Annotated in this window: 14 protein-coding genes and 1 pseudogene; 6 read left to right on the top strand and 9 right to left on the bottom strand. The window is 37.7% G+C overall.

Annotation, left to right across the window (positions count from 1 at the left end; translation table 11 throughout):
- Nucleotides 1-28 precede the first annotated feature (28 nt).
- From F905_RS12460 to F905_RS12445, 4 genes are all read left to right on the top strand, one after another.
- A complete protein-coding gene (locus F905_RS12460; RefSeq protein WP_001208763.1) occupies nt 29-367 on the top strand; it encodes a hypothetical protein in 339 nt (112 codons plus the stop codon).
- Between the two features lie 273 nt (nt 368-640).
- Entirely contained in the window at nt 641-1789 is a 1149-nt protein-coding gene (locus tag F905_RS12455) for a JmjC domain-containing protein (protein WP_000925820.1), read from the top strand.
- Between the two features lie 8 nt (nt 1790-1797).
- Entirely contained in the window at nt 1798-3063 is a 1266-nt protein-coding gene (locus tag F905_RS12450; RefSeq protein ID WP_000097731.1) for an HlyD family secretion protein, read from the top strand.
- 3 nt (nt 3064-3066) lie between these two features.
- Complete coding sequence (locus F905_RS12445; RefSeq protein ID WP_005181308.1) at nt 3067-5184, top strand: peptidase domain-containing ABC transporter; 2118 nt, start codon at nt 3067-3069, stop codon at nt 5182-5184.
- Nucleotides 5185-5387: 203 nt separating this feature from the next.
- Here the strand turns inward: F905_RS12445 and F905_RS12440 are convergent, their stop codons facing one another.
- Genes F905_RS12440 through F905_RS12425 form a run of 4 tightly spaced genes read right to left on the bottom strand, consistent with a single transcriptional unit; the run spans nt 5388 to nt 11413 of the window.
- Complete coding sequence (locus tag F905_RS12440) at nt 5388-6743, bottom strand: MATE family efflux transporter (protein WP_001056738.1); 1356 nt, start codon at nt 6741-6743, stop codon at nt 5388-5390.
- A gap of 18 nt (nt 6744-6761) precedes the next feature.
- On the bottom strand, nt 6762-7886 hold the full coding sequence (locus F905_RS12435; RefSeq protein WP_005181304.1) for a siderophore-interacting protein: 1125 nt from the start codon (nt 7884-7886) through the stop codon (nt 6762-6764).
- Between the two features lie 51 nt (nt 7887-7937).
- Nucleotides 7938-9161: an MFS transporter gene (locus F905_RS12430; protein ID WP_000790348.1), complete on the bottom strand. Its 1224-nt coding sequence runs from the start codon at nt 9159-9161 to the stop codon at nt 7938-7940.
- 44 nt (nt 9162-9205) lie between these two features.
- Nucleotides 9206-11413, bottom strand: coding sequence for a TonB-dependent receptor (locus F905_RS12425; protein ID WP_000099781.1), 2208 nt, complete (start codon nt 11411-11413; stop codon nt 9206-9208).
- Between the two features lie 222 nt (nt 11414-11635).
- On the opposite strand from F905_RS12425, the gene F905_RS12420 reads away from it, so the two are divergent.
- Both F905_RS12420 and F905_RS12415 read left to right on the top strand, forming a co-directional pair.
- Nucleotides 11636-12397 (top strand): thioesterase II family protein, encoded by a 762-nt coding sequence (locus tag F905_RS12420; RefSeq protein ID WP_000200755.1) that lies wholly within the window; start codon nt 11636-11638, stop codon nt 12395-12397.
- Nucleotides 12398-12561: 164 nt separating this feature from the next.
- A complete protein-coding gene (locus F905_RS12415) occupies nt 12562-13281 on the top strand; it encodes a 4'-phosphopantetheinyl transferase family protein (protein ID WP_227508404.1) in 720 nt (239 codons plus the stop codon).
- Nucleotides 13282-13441: 160 nt separating this feature from the next.
- Here F905_RS12415 and F905_RS15250 read toward each other — a convergent pair.
- The 5 genes and pseudogenes from F905_RS15250 to F905_RS12385 all read right to left on the bottom strand — a co-directional run bounded on the left by F905_RS15250 (nt 13442) and on the right by F905_RS12385 (nt 19166).
- Nucleotides 13442-14194 (bottom strand): annotated as a pseudogene (locus tag F905_RS15250) (IS5 family transposase).
- Between the two features lie 120 nt (nt 14195-14314).
- On the bottom strand, nt 14315-14941 hold the full coding sequence (locus tag F905_RS12400; RefSeq protein ID WP_000988323.1) for an N-hydroxyputrescine acetyltransferase: 627 nt from the start codon (nt 14939-14941) through the stop codon (nt 14315-14317).
- Nucleotides 14942-15022: 81 nt separating this feature from the next.
- On the bottom strand, nt 15023-16183 hold the full coding sequence (locus F905_RS12395) for a type III PLP-dependent enzyme (RefSeq protein WP_001010592.1): 1161 nt from the start codon (nt 16181-16183) through the stop codon (nt 15023-15025).
- Nucleotides 16184-16192: 9 nt separating this feature from the next.
- Nucleotides 16193-17533, bottom strand: a complete 1341-nt coding sequence (locus F905_RS12390; RefSeq protein WP_001088061.1) for a putrescine N-hydroxylase — start codon at nt 17531-17533, stop codon at nt 16193-16195.
- 13 nt (nt 17534-17546) lie between these two features.
- Nucleotides 17547-19166 carry a (2,3-dihydroxybenzoyl)adenylate synthase gene (locus tag F905_RS12385; protein WP_000469474.1) on the bottom strand — a complete coding sequence of 540 codons (1620 nt, stop codon included), beginning with the start codon at nt 19164-19166 and terminating at the stop codon, nt 17547-17549.
- Nucleotides 19167-19175: the final 9 nt, after the last annotated feature.

The following is a 19175-nucleotide window of genomic DNA, read 5'->3' as shown; positions in this document are numbered from 1 at the left end:
TATTTTTTATAATCTATTGGGTATTTGTATGCGTGAATTAACACTAAAAGAATTGGATTTAATTTCTGGAGCGGCTGCTCAAGTTCCAGTAATGGTTGGTGGAGCTGTTATTGGAGCCGTCGGGTATGCTGGTGCCGTTATTGGCGGACAAGAGTTTTCTTGGGCAGAATTAGGACTAGCAGTTACAGGGGGAGCTATTGCTCCAATGGCTGGCGGTGCAAAAGTTGCTACCATGGTCACAAAAGAACTACTTCATTCTATGAATTCGGCATTCGCAGCGGGTGTTCTGAGTGGTGCTTTGGGCAATCAGCCAGACAAAGAAAAAGAAGATGGGAATGGGTATTGTGAGGATGGTGGCAATTATTAAAAATTGAGGAGTAGTTTTTATGTCGTGGATTCATTATTTCTTATTAGCGATAGTTTTGTTATTTGTATTTCAAGGAATTTATTATCTATTTAACAAAAAAATATATACTTTCAGAAATCCTCTATTGCCCGCAGTTATTGCTGTTTTTTTTGCAAGTATAGTGACTTGTATTGAATCATACTTTATTTAATATAAGCTTATTTGTAATAGCTGTTTTTTTATGTACTTTATTGGCTGATAAACTCAGCCAATTTTATTTATAGCTGGGTTGTTATGCTACTAAATTTCTCTCTTGATAAAGATATTTTTAAAAATGATTTTTTATATAAAAAACCTTATTTATTTAAAAGTGCAATTGATTCATCTGGTATTTCTTGGAACGACGTAAATGAGCTTTATAGTCGTGGTGATATTTCACATCGCGACTTTAAATTGATGAATGGTTATGAGGTACCCAAGAAAGAATATATAGAATCATATGAGTGTTTGGGAGTGATAGAATATCGTTGTATTACTTCTGTACTTTATAAATACCTTAGAAATGGAGCAACTTTAGTCCGTAATCGAATTAGCAATGAACCATTTGTTGATCAAATTAGTAAGCAGATTGCTACTTTTGCAGAAGCTCGTACTCTAGTTGGAGGGTATGCGGCATTTAGTTCTAAATCTTCCTATAAAAGCCATTGGGATACTAGGGATGTTTATGCTGTTCAATTATTAGGACGGAAACGTTGGATATTAAGAAAGCCTAATTTTGAATTTCCTTTGTACATGCAACAAACAAAGAATTTTCCAGATATAAAAGAACCAGAAGAAATCTACATGGACGTGATTTTAGAAGCTGGAGATATTTTATATATACCTCGTGGTTGGTGGCATGATCCATTACCTTTAGATGAAGAAACCTTTCATTTAGCTGTTGCAACCTTTGCACCGACAGGTTTTGAATATATGCGCTGGTTGCAGAATATCATGCCTGGTATTCTAGACTGTCGTAAAAATTTTACTAACTTTGAAAATGATGTTGAGATGATCGACAGTTTTAGTCATCAAGTTGCTGAAATTATCAAAGATAAAAATTATTATCAAAGTTTTATGGTGCACCATCTGGCAGAGCAATCTGTACCCTCCATGTTATCATTAGACATATTAGGGAATGGTAAAATTAATCATTTAAATCATAACCAAAAGCTATATTTGAATGCAAGTATATTATATTATTTTGATGAAGGTTTTGTGATCATTAATGGCAATAAAATTAATATCGATGGTATTAGTTTGAGTTTAATTCAATACTTATTTGAGAATCCCTATTCAACTGTAAAAGATGTCTTAGATCAATTTAATGAATATTCTCTAGAAAAAATTAATAAGTTGTTATTTCAATTATCAATTGAAAATGTGATTGAGCTGGTAATGTAAAGTTATAAATGAGCTCTAATTTATTTCGAAAAGAAGCCCTAGATGCCAAACAGGCTAAATGGACGGGAACTATCATTCTATCCCGTCCATTTAGTTTTACCTATTTGACAATCTGTGCCTTATGCATTGCTTTAGTGATTATCGCTTTTGCAATATGGGGGAGCTATACCAAACGTAGTACAGTCCAAGGACAATTGATTCCGCAATCAGGGCTGATACAGGTTTATACAACACAATCAGGTACGATTCTTAAAAAGAATGTGCACGAAGGACAAACAGTTAAAAAAGGCGATATTCTTTTTACAATTTCAACCGCCAGTTATGGTGAACAAGGTAGTATAGCCGATGCTTTAGCGAAACAAACGCAATTAAAAGAGCAATCCATACGAAATGAAATCACTCGAATGCGCTTTATTCACCAAGATGAGAAGCGAACAATCAATAATCAGATTGGTTTGCTGAATGGGACTTTGGTTAAGGTTGAAAATTTAATTGCTAATCAGCGGGAACGTGTCAATCTAGCTAAAAAAAATCAACAGCGGTATGGCAATATACTTCATGAAAATGCAATTTCTCATGAAGAGTTTGAAGCAAGAAAAATAGATTATCTGGATCAGTTGGCTCAATATGAGTCATTACAACGTGAAAAAGTATCATTAGAAAAACAGCTAACGGAGCAGCAAATTAGCTTGTCAGGATTAGAAAATAGACAAAATAATCAAATTGAGCAGTTGGAGCGGTTGTTATCGAGTAATACGCAAGAATTAATCGAAATGCAATCTAGGCAGCATATTGCCATACAGGCGAATTCATCTGGCGTTATAGGTACCATTAATGCTGAAGTTGGACAGTTTGTTGATTTATCTAAGCCTTTATTGACGGTTCTTCCTGAAAATACAGCATTGATTGCACAGCTTTATGTGCCTAGTCGGGCCATTGGGTTTGTCAAAGAGGGCGATCAGGTTTTACTACGTTATCAAGCATACCCCTATCAAAAATTTGGTCATGCAAAAGCACAGGTTTTATCTGTAGCAAAAACGGCATTGGCAAGTCAGGATCTACAAACAATCGGAATTATCTCACCACAAGAACAGCTTAATAATGAACCTGTGTATTTGGTAAGAGCAAAGCTCGATAAACAGATGGTGAAAGCTTATGGCAACGATATGCCTTTACAGGTGGGTATGACCCTTGAAGGCGATATCATGCATGAACAGCGTAAATTGTATGAGTGGGTTTTAGAACCATTATTTAGTATTACAGGAAAACTATAGTCCATGCGTTATCTTGATCGTTTATCTTTAGGTCTTGGTCGAAAAGTTCCTGTAATATTACAAACAGAGTCATCAGAATGCGGACTAGCTTGCCTCGCAATGATTGCAGGCTATTATGGTTATGAATCAGATCTTTTAACCTTAAGGCAGAAGTATCCTATATCCCAAAAAGGAGCAACGCTTACAACTTTGGTTAAGATTGCCAATAAGTTGCACCTCACGACCCGACCTCTAAAACTTGAATTGGATGAATTAAATCAATTAAGACTACCATGTATTTTACATTGGGATTTGAACCACTTTGTAGTTCTCAAGAGTGTATCGACAACAAAAATAACAATTGTTGATCCCGCTTTTGGGGAAAAAGTATTCACCTATGATCAGGCTTCCTCACATTTTACAGGGATTGCTTTAGAATTATGGCCTGATTCTAATTTTGAAGAAAAAAAAGATAAAACAAGTATTCGTATTTTTAAATTATTTGGTGAAATTAGAGGCTTATGGAAATCTTTAGGGCAAATTCTTATTCTTGCTTTAGTCCTAGAAGTCTTTTCCCTAGTAAGCCCATTCTTTATGCAGTGGGTAATTGACCATGCTATTGTTTCAGCTGATCTAAATTTGCTCACGACCTTAGCAATCGGTTTTGGCCTGTTAATGATATTGAGTAGCCTAATTAGCTTGTTGCAAGCATGGGTGGTCATGCATATGGCAACTACATTGAATGTACAATGGAAAGCCAATATTTTTCATCATCTGGTTAACTTACCGACCATTTTTTTTCAGAAACGACATCTAGGCGATATTATCTCTAGATTTGGCTCGATTGATGCAATTCAAAGAACGCTGACAACATCATTTATTACAGCCATTCTAGATGGTCTAATGACGATTTTCACATTAATTTTAATGTTCTTATATAGTACAAAATTGGCATGGATCGCTGTGATCACTATGCTGTTGTACGCGGTTATTCGTTGGATCTGGTATTACCCTTTAAGACGAGCGACAGAAGATCAAATTGTCCATGCTGCAAAACAAAATACTCATTTTATGGAAACCATGCGTGGCATAAAAACTATCAAACAGTTTGAAAAACAGGACTATCGACAAGCAACGTGGTTAAGCTTATTTGTAGACCAAATTAATGCAGGATTGACGACACAAAAACTTAACCTCATGTTTGGGTTTGTCAATACATTACTGTTTGGATTGCAGAATATTATCATTGTATGGTTGGGCGCAACTCTAGTCATTGAAGGTGAGTTTACCGTTGGTATATTAATGGCCTTTCTTGCCTATAAAAATCAGTTTGGTGGACGAGTGAGTTCTTTGATTGATAAGTATGTTGAAGTCAAAATGCTTAGTCTACATGGTGAACGTTTAGCGGACATCGTTCTTACTGATCAAGAAAAAACCGATAGCTATTCATTCGTTCCAGAATTATCAGAACAACAAAAAACAGGAATTGATGTTAAATCTCTCAGATTCAGGTATTCAGAAGATGAATCTTGGATCATTCATGGCATTAACTTTAATATTCCAGAAGGACAATCTGTAGCAATTGTAGGTCCTACTGGTTGTGGTAAAACTACACTAATGAATTTGCTTTTAGGTAATTTAACACCAGAGCATGGTGAAATCAAAATTGGCGGGCAAAGTATAAAAAATATTGGTTCTAATAAACTCAGAAATTTTATCGCCTATGTTGCCCAAGATGATGTGTTGTTTGCAGGTTCCATTTTAGAAAATATTAGTTTCTTTGATGATGGTGCTCAGCAAGATTGGGTCGAACAATGTGCAAAAATGGCATCTGTACACGATGAAATAATGGCGATGCCGATGGGTTATCAAACACTAGTAGGCGATATGGGCAATATTCTGTCTGGAGGACAGAAGCAAAGAATATTATTGGCAAGAGCATTGTATAGAAAACCTAAGATCTTATTTTTGGATGAGGCAACGAGTCATTTGGATATTATAAAAGAAAAAGAGATCAACAATATGATTAAGTCACTCAATATCACCCGAATCATTATTGCTCATCGTCCAGAGACGATTTCATCGGTTGATCGTATTATTGCTTTAAATAATGGTCAAATTGTGAGTGATCAAATGCTTTAGTCTTTTTAATAACTTAGATTAGCATTTGAAGTACAACACCATGTTGTTGCCCCATACCCAAGTTACGTCTTAAATTTGGTGGTCTGGAAGAAATTCAACCTTTGAATGTTTATGTGACAAAGTCTCATTCAGATTAAAAAAAGCAGATGCTTTCACATCTGCTATAGTGCTAACGACCAATCTTTTTTGTTTTAACAACTGAATCAGGTTGAAATGGTCTCACCAACTGGTAATTCACCCTTCTTTAAATAGCGATAACTTTGAATCACCAATAATATTGCTGCCAAACTGATTCCACAGGTCAGCACCAGCCAGATTACGTCTACATTGGCACGTTCCTGAAGCCATCCACGAACCCCCATTAAATAACTCAATGGAATAATCACCAGCCAATAACAAAACAGAATCACAAAGAGTGGTTGCATAAATTGCTGCAAACCGCGAAGCACACCAGATGCCACTGTTTGGATCGCATCAAAAATCAGGAAAACTGCTATAAAAGACATTAAGCCAGCGGCAATGTTTAATACTTCAGCATCATTACTAAATAAGCCTGTCAGTGGCTCTGCAAATGCAACCAATAGTCCTGCAATCACAACACCATAAATCAGGGTAATCACTGCTACAGCAGCGCTGGTGGCAAGCTTAGATTGATGATCATGCGTTGCAGAAAAATACGCCACGCGAATAGTGGTTGCACTACTGATGGCAATCGGAATCATGATAATTAACATCGCAATATTAATCACAATCTGATGTGCCGCAATGGCCTTTGCTCCAAGTTGTGACGCAAAAAATGCTAATGTTGCCAAAGCTAGAATTTGTAGAACTAAAGTGATACCAATCGGTAGACCTTGCTTTAATAATTGCAAGCTTTGTTGAATATTGACCTTTGCTTTGTTTGTTTTAAGTTCTGGAACAGCTTTTGCCACCAATTGATACATACAAAAGCAGGCAATATAGGCACTGATCGCAGTGGCAAGTCCTGTTCCTGCACCACCTATTTCAGAAATAAAACCAATGCCCTTGACCAATACCACACAAAGCAAAGCATCACAAAATAACAAGATGAGATATGTCAGTATAATCGGTTTCAGCAAACTATGACCTTCACTGATAAATCTGAATAAAGTCATATACACCAGTCCAGGCACACCAAAAGCCACAAAATGCAAATACTGTTTGGCAATACTCGCCACTTGTGGGTTTTCAATAAGCCAAGGACATAAAAGTGCCAACAGTTGAATCAATATAAAGCCAAAAATTGACAATAAAAATGCCATTTTTTTACCTTGTTGTATGAGCGTCGCGATCTCAGCTTTGTGAGCTTGTTGCACGGCTGAAATTTTTGGAACCAATACATACAGAACACCTGTAAATAATATAAAAACAGGCGTCCACATATTGCTGCCCAGTCCAATACCAGCTAAATCAATATAATGGTAACGCCCCGCTACTATGGTATTGATCACACCCAAGGATGCCTGACAAATCTGAATTAAAATTAAGGGCAACGCCAGCTTTAATATCGGCAAGCTAATATCTTTGAGCATATTCATATATTTTCCATCTTGCCTTTAATGTGCCTTGCTTAAACGCCAATAGCCTTTAATATGGTTATTTTTTCCAGACAGTTTGCGTTCATTACGGAAATAATGTCGAATCTGTTTTGCTGCGTTATTTTCTAAAGCACCCCATACCTGATCGAGTTGATCGAATGTTTTTAACAGCTCAACAGTTTGACTGCCCTGCTCATGCACAGCTCCAGTAATTTTTTGAAGGTTGGTATTTTCAGGAAAGCTAAAATCATCAAAATAAGTGAAATCCACAGCATCAGCACTGAGTAAAATCACAATCGGTGGAATTGGGTTTTTCCAAAAATCTAAGATACCTGCCAATGCTGGAAAAGCGGTTTCATCCGCAATCAGTACTGCTTGCCCCTCATGCAAATGCTCGTGCTTATCATCGGTTTCGGTACGGCTGGAAATTAAGGATCCTGTATTGAGTTGTTGTACCCACTGGCTTCCTGGACTAGCCCCATGGGTAAACACATCGACATAGCCGAAATGTAAATCTTCCCCATTTGAGCCATGCGCAAACGCTTTTCTTAAGGTATAAAGACGCACATCTTTATTCATGCTTTCCATCAATTTTTGGCGTTTAGGCGCAGATAAATGCTTCATCAGCCATAAGAAACCACGATCGAACAGATTCTTTAAGGTGTCACTTTTATTGGAAGTACTCTGCTGTACCACAGGTACTTTTTCTACGACTTTTAAAATAAAGCCATAGGCATAACCAGCATAATAATTTGGTAAAGGTATTTGGCTTTTAATGGTGAGACGAGTGATATTTGGAGTGACTTGCGACTTCGCCACCACTTCAAAAAACTGTTTGGCATTGTTGCTAAATTCAATTTTTTGTTTGGCAAATGAGTTATACGCTAAATAGAGAATTTGCTCTTCTAAATCACCTTTTAACTCAAAGTGAATAAACAAATCTTGTTTAATCGATGAAGATGGAACTTGTGTATTGAGCAAAATACCTTCTTCATAAATGTCAGCAATAACAGCATCATGTATGTCATTATTTTTGCCATAGGTCTGCGCAATAATCAGCAGTTCTTTACGATGATCCTGATTCACATGATCCATAATATCAAGTTTACGATCTTGATCTTTAATTGTGGTGAAATGTGCCATGATGCCGCCTAAATCCTAAATAAAAATATAAAATGGGATAAATCTTGAGCATTAATGTGCTAAATGTTCTGCATCAGCAGGCAATATTTTCCATGCCAATATTGCAACAGCTAAAGCACAGAAAAAGGTCAACATCACCACAGCCGTATAACCGATACGTTGTGCCAATGCGAGACCCAATGCTGAATAGGCGAAACCCATAAAGACTACTAAGCTGAGTTGTAAACTAAAGAATGTCGCCTTTGCTGGCATACTGGAAGCACGATCCATAATCATAGTAGATAACGTAGCCATCACTCCGGGGTTAGCAATGAAATAACCAAATATCGCCAAATAAACTAAAGGTTTTGAGGTATAGCCAAGCGTCAGAGGAATAAATAGCAACAAGGTTAAACCTTGTATAATCGTGAGAGTAATCAATGCCTTATTACGCTGTAATCGATTGATCAATAGCGTTGCTAAAAAAGCAGAAAAAACACCCACGATTGAGCCAAAGATTTTGATGGCAAAACCAATGTCCACCAATGACCATTTCGCATCTACCAGCATCGGATTTAAAATGCCAAAAACAGCCGTAAAGCCGATAGGATAAATAAACAACAATAAAAACCAGCGTCGGTATTTATAAATAAAAACTTTGAGCTGTTGGCCTAAACTTTTAAATTGAGCAGTGATCGTACGATGTGGATTAGCATAGATATCATCTGGCTCACGGTAAAACAGCAACTGAATACACGTAATGGCGGTCAATACGGCAAGCACTGTCAAAGCCCCTTTCCATTGCAACCACGGATAAAGGATTAACAGCAAACCACCGCCAATAATATTGCCCAATAAATTGCTGGCATATTGAATGCTATTGGCAAACTGACGTTCAGACGCCTGAAAAATCTTACTGGCCAAACCATCAATTGCGACATCTTGTATGCTCATAAACAAAGTATAGACAATGAACAAAATCAACACGATGGAAAATTGACGTTGAATATCGAGCCAGCCACAAATCACGAGTAAAATCATCATGCAGAATTGAGCAAAAATAAGCCAGCTTCGATATTGCCCTTGAAAAAATAATCTAAAGCTATCAACAAATGGTGCATACAAAATTTTACCGAGCATCGGAATCGCAATTAAATTCAGCATAGCCAATTGATCTAATGCAATACCACTTTGTCTTAAAATGGCAAAAGCAGCTGACATAATAAATGCCACACCAATGTATTGCGTAGTGTAAGTGCTGATCAATAAAACCCATGGCTTCGATATATTCTTCATAATGCGATATACTCATACCCTTTTGCAGTTGTGTAGATTTCAGATTAAAAATCAATTTGCATTGATAATTTATAACTACGTGGATCACCACCTACACCCACATAGCCATTCCAAACCCCTGCCCAATGTTTTTTATCAAATACATTGTCGACACCACCACGGAACACCACGTTATGCTTGGCGATATTGGTGGCATAACGTCCGCCTAAATCGAGCACAAACCAATCTGGAATTTTTTGCGTATTGGTATCATTGGCATATAAGCTACCTGTATAGGTGGTATTGGCAGTTAAAGTTAAACCTTCAACAGGTTGAACATCCCATTCCAGCCCAAGATTGGATTGCCAATGTGGAATACCTTTGACATCATTGCCATCCATTAAACCACCAGCTGTTTTTTTCCATTCAGCTTCGAGATAGGACACACCACCCAATAGACGTATGTCTTTAACAATTTCACCTGCAGTGGTCCATTCAATACCGCGGTTACGTTGTTCACTTTCGCTATAATTGCGATTGGCATCTTGCGCTAAATCATTTTTAGTAATTTGGTAGATACTGAGGGTATTTTTAAATTTACCCATATCCCATTTTGTGCCGACTTCATATTGTTTCGACTTATACGGTTTAAAGGTTTTTTCAGCGACTAATGGATTGCTTGGATCAGTAATGGTGCCCCCTTGCGATAAACCTTCAATGTAGTTTGCATACAGTGATAATGTGTTGTCCCAAGGTTTAACCACGAAGCCGACCATTGGCGTTACAGCACTTTCATCATAGTATGGGCTACTTGGCAGGCCTGTTAAAATACTATAACTTTGCGATTTTACATTTTGATGCCGCACCCCTAAAATCAACTGATACTTGTCATCTAATGTAGACAGCGTATCGGCAAAGGCAAAGCTGGTTAGCGTAGTGTCTAGTGTTTTAGGCGTATACGTTGGAGGTGAAGCAATCAGTGCTGGTCGTGTTGGTCGGTAGATATTTGATGCCCAAGGTGTCCCCATCACCAAGCCCATATGCGTATCTTGATCAAGTGAATTGGCACTAATCACGACATTATGTTTGATTGCCCCTGTATTAAACTTACCTCGGACCCCTAATTCCCCTGCATCAACATTAGTGTTGTTGGCATTCATACGCGATACAGCCATATAATCGCCATTGGGCTGTACTGCATTGCCTAAAGCATTATTGGCAATTACACCTACACCGTTTTGACGTTTCGTCCCCGCAGATGCAAATGCAGTCCACTCTGGTGCAAAGTCATATTCAACATGGGCAATTGCCCCACGTGTTTTGGTATGCGAATACGACCCAGGTTGATGATTCAATTTTGAATCTGGCGCTTTAGGTACAACTGATGTTGCAAACGACACCATCAGTGGTTGTCCACCATCGAGTTTTTCGTTGATGTCATATAAATCTAAACTGGCACGGAATTTTTCGCCTTTATAATCAAATGCCGCAGAACCCAAATAACGGTTTTCTTCTTGACCGTCTAATGCTTTATCACCTAAGGACTTTAAGGCATTGACACGGACACCAAACTGATCCTCTTGTCCGAAACGGCGTCCAACATCGATATGTGCGCCAAAAGTCGAATCCGATTTATAGGTCGTGGTTAATCGTGTAATGTCTTCAGAAGTTGCTCGCTTGGGTACGACATTAATCACGCCACCCACTGCCCCACCAATGGACATACCATTGAGTAATGCACTGGTCCCTTTAAAGACATCGACACGTTCTAAAAATTCGGTTGGCACACGGTTATGTGGTAAAAGCCCAAATAGACCATTCCAAGCCAATTCATGACTTTGCGTGTATAGACCACGAATATTGAAATATTCACCAATCCCCCCTTTAGAGAAAACACTTCGAACTGAAGGTTCACTTCTTAAAGCATCTGCCACTGAGGTTGCTTGCTGGTCAGCAATATATTTTGAGGTATAGCTAGTAATACTAAATGGGATATCTAGATCCTGCTTATCCCCCAACATACCGACTTGACTGGTTTTACTAATTTGCCCTGCCGATAAAGTTTGATCTTGGTCTGCTGAGACAACAATTGTGGGGAGTTGTTGTTCTGAGGGACTTTGCTCAACTGAATGGTTTTGTTTTGAATTTTCAGTTGCATCCAATGTTTGGATATTTAAATCAGTCAAATTATCCCCAGCCAACACATATTGTGAAGACAATAAAACCAAACTTAAAAATAAAGCGGATCTTTTTAGTTGATATGTGGAACTCATTGTGCACCTTGGAGAGAGAAGGTTCTATATAAAGTGCATGGAATGTTATCAAGAATCATTCTCAAGTAATAAAATAATCCGAAATTAATTCATGAAATAGGGAAAGCTATTGTTTTTAAATCATTTTTCAAAAGATATTGAGACTGAAGATTTTCGATAGATTGACACAGAAGCTTAGGGTGTTATTTTAATAAATACGCAAATGATTCTCATTTTAATTTTATGACTTCTATAAATATCTCTACGCCGATTCATCTATTTTGTGTTCCCTCTGCAGGTAGCAGTGCGTCAATCTACAGTACGTGGAATCAAGCTTTCGATGAAAATATTCGTGTGATTGCACTTGAATACCCTGGTCATGGACGAAAGATTCAGCAGCCACTCAGTAACAATCCTGATGAGTTAGCAAAACAATTTACACAAGAGATTTTGAGCTATGGAGATGTCCCTTTCGTACTTTTTGGGCATAGTGTCGGTGCATCACTCATTTGGAAAATTGAGGAAAAATTACAACAAGCAAACGCAGATCAAAACTTAATTTTAAAAATAGTCAGTGCACGACCGTCGCCACGTTTTCAAAGCATCATTCATCGCTATAGTGAGATTTCAGATGAGCAGATTGTTCAGGAACTCAAACTGTATAACAACTTTCCAGATGAAATTTTAAATCATCCTAGTGCCTTAGAATTCTTCCTCAAAATTATTAAAAATGATTTTATTTTAAGTGACAATTTACTCAAAAAATCAATTCAAAAATCCATAATTCCACTCATGGCGATTTTTGGTGAAGAAGACCCATACATTAATAATCATGACATTATGCAGAGTTGGCAAGACCTAACTGAAGAATGGTTTGGTGCATATTCAGTTCGTGGGGATCATTTTTATTTTCTAAACCCTGAAATTTTGCAAGAGGTCGCTGAACTGATTCAAAATAAAATTGAATATATCGCAAAAAAATCTCTTGCAAAGCCTGTGGCTTAAATCGACAGCTCACAATGTGCAATACAAACACTTTAAGACATGCCGATGTAAACATCGCGAAACAATATGCTCAGCATAAAAAACTGATGTTTAAAGATGAATGTTTAGAATACAGCATTTTGGACATTGAACCACAAAGTATTCATCAAATTCGAATACTTAATATGAATGAACAACGTCTTCATTGCTTGTATTCACAATATAAAATATTCATGCCCTTTCACGTGACTAGAGCAAGTTTAAAACGTAAAAGTGAATTTTTTATTGGCCGCTTAGCTGCTCAATTTGCCTTAGCAACACTCGGAGATTACACAAACTTTATTATAAAAAAAGGTGAACGTGGTGAACCTTTATGGCCACGATATATTCGTGGAAGCATTAGCCACAGTATGTCAAATTGTACACATGGTATTGCCATTGCAACTGCTGCAAAACATCCTACCCAGTTTACTGACGGTATTACTCAATCAAATTCACAATATGAAACTCAAATTTTAGGTGTGGATGTTGAGATCAAACAAAATATTGAAATATTTAAAGAAAATCCAAACATTCTAAATAGTTTGATGAGCGCTCAAGAACACAAACAATTAATCCCTTTTCTTCCCCAACTCAATTGCCTTCATTTAATTGTATTTTCAGCTAAAGAAAGCCTTATAAAAGCAGTCTACAACAAATATCAGACGCTTATTTTCTTTGAAGCCATTCATTGCATTGGCATTCAGCCATCAACAAATACTTTAAGTTTTTATATTCCCCAAATCTCATCTGAACTCAGCACTGGGCAAATAATTGAAGTGAATTACCTCGAGTCCGAGCATGAAATCATCACCTATTGCTGCTTACCCATTTCCTCAAACCAAAGAGTACACAACGATGCATAAAAATACTTTGATTGAAACCATTTTCATTATTTTGGTCTCTTCAATCGTTGCGTTTATTGTTTCGAGTATTTTTATTTATTAATACATACGGAACTTTGAAAACATTTAAGGGCACAGATATTAGATCAATAAAAATCAAAATAATGCTTAGGGCGTGTCCTCATTTGGCTTTGCACCAAATAAATATGCAAGCTATACGGATCATAGATTTATAATTGCGTGCTAGTTTATCAAATCGAGTTGCAATAGCACGGAAATGTTTTAATCTCGCAAAAGCATTTTCAACTAAATGTCTTAATTTATATAGATATTTATCAAATTCCTTATTCGATCTCTTACTGTTTGATCTCAATGGAATAATGGAAATCATATTCTTGTTCTTGGCACATATTCTAATGTGCTCAGCATCATACCCCTTGTCAGCAATGAGATAAGTTGCCTCGCCTACAATATCAATCAGTTGTTTTGCAACTTGACTGTCGTGGACGTCACCCCCCAGTGATTTTAAAATCAATCGGTAATCCATTCGCGTCGGTTGCAAGATGTATTTTTGTTATTCGTCCACCGCGTGATTGTCCAATTGCTCTTTCGAAACCATGCCGAGCTCCACTTGCATATTGATGCACGCGTATGTAGCTTCCATCAATGAATACCCATTCCTGATCCATAATGCCTCGTAATCTAAAAAAAATTTATCCCATAATCCCTTACTTGCCCAGCGATTAAAGAGATTGTAAGCAGTTTGCCAAGGGCAAAGTTCTTGAGGAATATCACGCCATGTCGCACCCGTACGTAGTTTCCATAAGATGGCTTCCATGATATTTCTACTGTTTTTTGAACAGTAACAACCGTGTAATCGCATCGTATCTTGAATTTGCTGCCAAATATCATCGGTGAGGAGAGTACGTGCCATTGAAAAAATATAGAAATGAAAAGAGCTTAAAGGAGGATTTTAAGTATTTAAAACCAATTCTTCAAATGAAGACACGCCCTAGCATCATTTTGATTTTGTGATGTATTGACAATCTACTAATCAATTTTCAACGAGACATTTATCAGCTTTTTTTCGCTTAAACGTTTTATAATAATGACCGCACTGCTGATAAAATTTTTCTCGATAACAGTGATACAACATCGCTGTTTTTTCCTGAAGCTGAATTGTGCCTTGGGGTTCTAGTGCAATGTCAGCTCGAATCTTTTCATAAACAGACATGGTTTGATCTGGTTCACCCACCACTTTTTCGGCATTGGAATGTTCAAAAATGAGAAAACTCAGCATACGCATCACAGCCCGAAAATGTCCTTGACCCACTGCATCTTCACTGAGTAATACATGCCAGCCCAAATCATCTTTTTTAGCATCATAATAAAGCGCTAAACGGTCGCGTTTGGCTTCATAAATTTCTAAATAACCGACATCTTTTCCATCTATTTGCACGATATATAAATGCTGATGATCATCACAAAGCATACGTTCAAAATACACGGCAAGTTCTAACTCAGGTTTATTGAGTTGCCACTGCGGTATAATATGCGGTTGATGCATCCATTTGACCAATAAAGATAAATCTTTAGGTAAAATAACATCACGCAAGGCATAAGATGTCTGATGTTCTGCATATTCAAAAAAATTCGGTAATGCTTTTGATATTGTCATCATGACGAATATCCTCTTTTCAAATGACAGCAAAATTTAAAAAATGAGTGGGATGCTTTATGTGAAAAGCATCCTAAAATTGAATCAGTTCAATGCATAATATTGCAGTGGCGGAAAACCATTAAATTCGATAGAGCTATAACTGGTAGTATATGCTCCTGTCGATAACCAGTACAAATGGTCGCCAATTTCTAAAGACAGTGGCAATTCATATTTTTTGTTCTGATACATAATGTCCATACTGTCGCATGTTGGACCTGCCAAAATAATGTCATCACTCTGTCCTGTTTTTTTACACACGATGGGGTATTGAATCGCCTCACCCAACGTTTCAATCAAGCCGTTAAAAACGCCGACATCAGTATAGACCCAACGCTTAGTCCCTGATTGTGGACGCTGTGAAATCAGCACAATTTCTGAGACTAAAATGCCAGCATTACCTACCAAAGAGCGTCCAGGTTCTAAAATAATTTGCTCCAATTGATATGGTTTAAACATTTCAAGTGCTGCATTAATTTGCTTCGAATAGCTCGCAAAAGCTTCGGTTTGTTGTACATATTGCGCAGGTAAACCACCGCCTAAATTGAGCATTTTTAAATGAATCTGATGGTCATTCACCAACACATCAAAAATCGCTTTTGTTTCTGCTAAAGCGCTGTCCCACAAATCAATTTTTCGTTGTTGCGAACCTACGTGAAATGAAATTCCATAAGGAATTAAACCCAATTCCTTCGCTTTTACTGCCAGTCGGATTACACATTCTGCATTACAACCAAACTTGCCAGAAAGTGGCCAATCGGCTGTTTCAGAACCATCAATCGACAGTCTAAAAAACACTTTCGAACCCGGTGCATATTGCGCAATATTATTTAAGTCGGCATCAGAATCGGTCACATATAGACGAATCCCTTGTTCATAAAAATATTGGATATCCGCACGCTTTTTAATGGTATTGCCAAAGGCCAAGCGTGATGCATCTACACCAAAAGCCTGAACTTTTTTCAGCTCGTTGACCGAAGCCAAATCGAAACTGGAACCTATACGACATAGACGCTCAATCACTTCATTGGCTGGATTGGCTTTCAGCGCATAATAAATATCGGCATTGGGAAAGCCCTGTTTCAGTTCCAAATAATGTTTTTCAATAACGCTTAAATCTAAAACCAAAAATGGTGTGGCTTTGGTTTTCAATAAATCATCCAAATACTCTTGAATATTGCTTTGAAAATAGTGTGGGAAATTCATTTTAAAATCCTAAAAAGAGAGTTCAGTACTGTGTGACTTTGCTGTTGTTTTTACAGGTGTCACGATTTCTTCAGTTGTAGGTGCAAACTCCTGATAGGCAATACGTTTTTCCACAGGATAAACTTCACGACCTAAAATGGTGTTAATGATGATGGCATTGCGATAACACCCCATGCCCAAGTCTGGGACGGTAAAACCATGCGAATAAATACCAATGTTCTGCGCAAAAATCGTGTTGTCATCGTTAATGCTGTAGTTCCAGTTCAGCGCAATACGACCTTTGCTGTCCCAATTGATTAGCGTGCGAATTGGTGTCAGACATTCAGGGATTTTGTATTCATAACCAAGTGCCAGGATCAGCACTTCACTTTCCAATTTAAAGCGCTTATTAATGTCTGAATTTTTAAAGGTCAGATTTAAATGATTGCTCTGTTGTTCAACAGCATCTAAAGCACAATTTGGCATCATGCGAGTTGGAATGGGTTGGTGTAACGACTTTTGATAGAGCAGATCGTAAATACGATTCACAAAACTCAGCTCAATACCTTTGTATAAGGCATTCTGAGAACCAATCACTTGATCACGTTTATCTTCATCCAATGAATAAAAATGCGAGGTGTAATCGGGTGACGTGTATTCCAGTGTCAATTTACCCAAATCCATCGAAAAGAAATGCGGTGCTTTAGTCAGCCAATTGAGTTGATAGCCATGCTGATCAATTTCCGACAACAAGTCATAATAAATTTCGGCACCGCTTTGTCCGCCACCCACAATGGTGATCGACTTTTTAGTTAAATAATCTTTTTTATGACGTAAATAATCTGCACTGGACTGAATCTGTTCAGGATAACCCTGACAGAATTTAGGTGTAATTGGGGTGGTTCCTGTGCCCAAGACTAGATTTTTAGTCACCACCTTCATTTCACCTTGAGGCTGTTTTACACGTACGGTGTAGAGCTGTCGAGATTCATCATAATCAATCCGCTCGACAAAGCTTTTGAAATGCACATTTTCCAGTTGCTCAGCCGCCCATTTGCAATACAAGTTGTATTCGGCACGCAAAATAAAGAAACTTTCTCGAATAAAGAACTGATACAATCGATTGTGTAACTTTAAATAATTTAAAAACGAATAGTTATTTTTCGGATCGGCAAAACTGACCAAATCGGCAATAAATGGAATTTGCAAAGTACTGCCTTCAGGCATAATGCCCGAATGCCAATCAAATTCATCTTTACTATCAAAAAAAATTGTACTGAGTTCATTCAAGGGTTGAGTCAAACATGCCAGTCCTAAATTAAACGGACCAACGCCAATGCCAACGATGTCGTAAATATGTTGTGAATTCATTTTTTGCTCCGTCTTATCCCAGTTTTTGTCGATTGACTTTGCCCACGTGGGTATATTTAAAATCTGCCACGACTTCGATTTCATCAGGGATTTTGAAATGCGCAATATTTTTACTAATCAAAAATTTACGAATATTTTTTAAGTTGATTTCACTGTCATCTAACTTTGGAATGATGATGGCTTTAATACGTTCACCTAAATAATCGTCACTGACGCCAATCACACAAACATCTTTCACCGATGGATATTGCAAAATAAATTCTTCAATTTCACTTGGTGTGATTTTTTCACCAGAACGGTTGATCTGTTCCTTTTCACGCCCCGTAACCACAATATTCAGATTTTCATCTAAATAACCAATATCACCCGTTTTATAGAAGCCATCTTGCGTAAAGGCACGCTGGTTAATTTCAGGCAAGTTGTAATACCCATTGATGGTATAAGGACCACGGGTTTGAATATGCCCGATCGCATTGATTGGCAAAGCATTGCCATCCTGATCAGCAATACGGATTTCATCTAAATGCGACAGCTTTTTACCTTGGGTTTGAATGGTAATTTGGTCTGAATCATCCAAGTGTGTGAAATTCACCAAACCTTCAGCCATGCCATAGACTTGCTGCAATTTGACTTGCAGGGTGTCAATAATCTGCTCGGCAAGCGAAGGTAACAATTTGGCACCACCGACTTGCACCACTTGCAAGCTGGATAAATCATAATCTTTGAGACTTTCAGCATTGAGCCAAAGCGTGGCAATAGCAGGAACTAAAGAGACTTGCTGAATTTGGTATTTTTCAATCAATTCAAAACAAACACGAGGATGTGTCAACTGACTGAGTACCACTGTGCCACCTACATAAAACACCCCCAGAAACCCAGGTGAGCTCATGCAGAAATTATGCATCACAGGTAGTACGACCAACTGTTTGGTGTCCTGAGTTAGCCCAGCAACGTCGACGCTTTTTTCAATCGAGTAAATGTAGTCCGCATGAGTGCGAGGAATCAGTTTTGGTAAACCTGTGGTTCCACCTGAAAGTTGTAAAAATGCGATATCTTCAGATTCACTCTGTGCGCGTAAATTGAAGGCAGGCGCAACACCTTGTAACTGTGGCAATGACGCTTCAATGCTCGATCGACTCACAATACTTTCTCTAAACCACAACTTAAAATTGGGTTTAGAAAATTCTTCACAAACGTCGGTTGCAGTACTTTCATTGGCGGAACCACACAGTTTAATAAAACCTACTGCACGGCTTTGTCTTGCAATATTTTCAATTTCATATGAGCCATGACCATGCAAGCAAAATACAGGTCTTGCACCAATGGCATATAAACCAAAAATCACAATAAAAACTTCAATCACATTCGGCGACTGCAATAAAACAAAGTCGGTTTCACGAATACCCTGTTGTTTTAAGTAAGTGCCATAATGAATCGCATAGTCATATAACTGCTGATAGGTCAGTTGCTTATCATCTTGTATGACGGCTACACGCTGTGCAAAGCGGTCTTTTAAACTTGCCAACAATTGAAAATGGGTTTGAGATTTCCAGCAACCTTCATCTCGATACTGCTGAGCTCTCGATTTGGGAAATGGCACATAGCCCAGTTGAATATCTTGTTCTATAAACATGACTGAATC

The sequence above is a fragment of the Acinetobacter sp. CIP 53.82 genome (assembly GCF_000369465.1).
Classification (GTDB): Bacteria; Pseudomonadota; Gammaproteobacteria; order Pseudomonadales; family Moraxellaceae; genus Acinetobacter; species Acinetobacter indicus.
This window is presented reverse-complemented; position numbering and strand designations above follow the sequence as displayed.

What these genes read in the sequence shown, in the direction of transcription:
- F905_RS12450 (WP_000097731.1), top strand. Translation starts at nt 1,798, where the DNA reads ATGAGCTCTAATTTATTTCGAAAAGAAGCCCTAGATGCCAAACAGGCT.
- F905_RS12395 (WP_001010592.1), bottom strand. Translation starts at nt 16,183, where the DNA reads ATGAATTTCCCACACTATTTTCAAAGCAATATTCAAGAGTATTTGGAT.
- F905_RS12400 (WP_000988323.1), bottom strand. Translation starts at nt 14,941, where the DNA reads ATGATGACAATATCAAAAGCATTACCGAATTTTTTTGAATATGCAGAA.
- F905_RS12430 (WP_000790348.1), bottom strand. Translation starts at nt 9,161, where the DNA reads ATGAAGAATATATCGAAGCCATGGGTTTTATTGATCAGCACTTACACT.
- F905_RS12435 (WP_005181304.1), bottom strand. Translation starts at nt 7,886, where the DNA reads ATGGCACATTTCACCACAATTAAAGATCAAGATCGTAAACTTGATATT.
- F905_RS12460 (WP_001208763.1), top strand. Translation starts at nt 29, where the DNA reads ATGCGTGAATTAACACTAAAAGAATTGGATTTAATTTCTGGAGCGGCT.
- F905_RS12415 (WP_227508404.1), top strand. Translation starts at nt 12,562, where the DNA reads ATGAATGAACAACGTCTTCATTGCTTGTATTCACAATATAAAATATTC.
- F905_RS12440 (WP_001056738.1), bottom strand. Translation starts at nt 6,743, where the DNA reads ATGAATATGCTCAAAGATATTAGCTTGCCGATATTAAAGCTGGCGTTG.
- F905_RS12425 (WP_000099781.1), bottom strand. Translation starts at nt 11,413, where the DNA reads ATGAGTTCCACATATCAACTAAAAAGATCCGCTTTATTTTTAAGTTTG.
- F905_RS12420 (WP_000200755.1), top strand. Translation starts at nt 11,636, where the DNA reads ATGACTTCTATAAATATCTCTACGCCGATTCATCTATTTTGTGTTCCC.
- F905_RS12455 (WP_000925820.1), top strand. Translation starts at nt 641, where the DNA reads ATGCTACTAAATTTCTCTCTTGATAAAGATATTTTTAAAAATGATTTT.
- F905_RS12385 (WP_000469474.1), bottom strand. Translation starts at nt 19,166, where the DNA reads ATGTTTATAGAACAAGATATTCAACTGGGCTATGTGCCATTTCCCAAA.
- F905_RS12445 (WP_005181308.1), top strand. Translation starts at nt 3,067, where the DNA reads ATGCGTTATCTTGATCGTTTATCTTTAGGTCTTGGTCGAAAAGTTCCT.
- F905_RS12390 (WP_001088061.1), bottom strand. Translation starts at nt 17,533, where the DNA reads ATGAATTCACAACATATTTACGACATCGTTGGCATTGGCGTTGGTCCG.